We start from the raw sequence: 431 nt of genomic DNA, 5'->3' as shown, positions 1-431 counted from the left end.
TTTCTTGTGTTTTTGCAGTAAAGATGGTGGAGCTATGCGGGATCGAACCGCAGACCTCCTGCGTGCAAAGCAGGCGCTCTCCCAGCTGAGCTATAGCCCCATCGTAGTTATCTCATTCACCTTAATTCTTTCTGAGACAAGGCGTGGAGCGGCGAAGCATACTTGGGTATGCGAGTCGTTTCACAACACGGTATCAGGAAGAATTTGGTAGGCCTGAGTGGACTTGAACCACCGACCTCACCCTTATCAGGGGTGCGCTCTAACCACCTGAGCTACAAGCCTGCAGAGATTTTCTTACTGCTAATTTTCATCAGACAATCTGTGTGAGCACTACAAAGAACGTTTCTTTAAGGTAAGGAGGTGATCCAACCGCAGGTTCCCCTACGGTTACCTTGTTACGACTTCACCCCAGTCATGAATCACAAAGTGGT

Annotated in this window: 2 tRNA genes and 1 rRNA gene; all 3 read right to left on the bottom strand. The window is 49.0% G+C overall.

Annotated features, from left to right (window positions below):
- Positions 1 to 24: 24 nt before the first annotated feature.
- A tRNA-Ala gene (locus NNO08_RS22970) sits at positions 25 to 100 on the bottom strand.
- A gap of 105 nt (positions 101 to 205) precedes the next feature.
- Positions 206 to 282 (bottom strand) — tRNA-Ile (locus NNO08_RS22965).
- Positions 283 to 353: 71 nt separating this feature from the next.
- Positions 354 to 431, bottom strand: a 16S ribosomal RNA gene (locus NNO08_RS22960); the annotation flags it as partial.

Source organism: Citrobacter sp. Igbk 17 (assembly GCF_028069775.1).
Classification (GTDB): Bacteria; Pseudomonadota; Gammaproteobacteria; order Enterobacterales; family Enterobacteriaceae; genus Citrobacter.
This window is presented reverse-complemented; position numbering and strand designations above follow the sequence as displayed.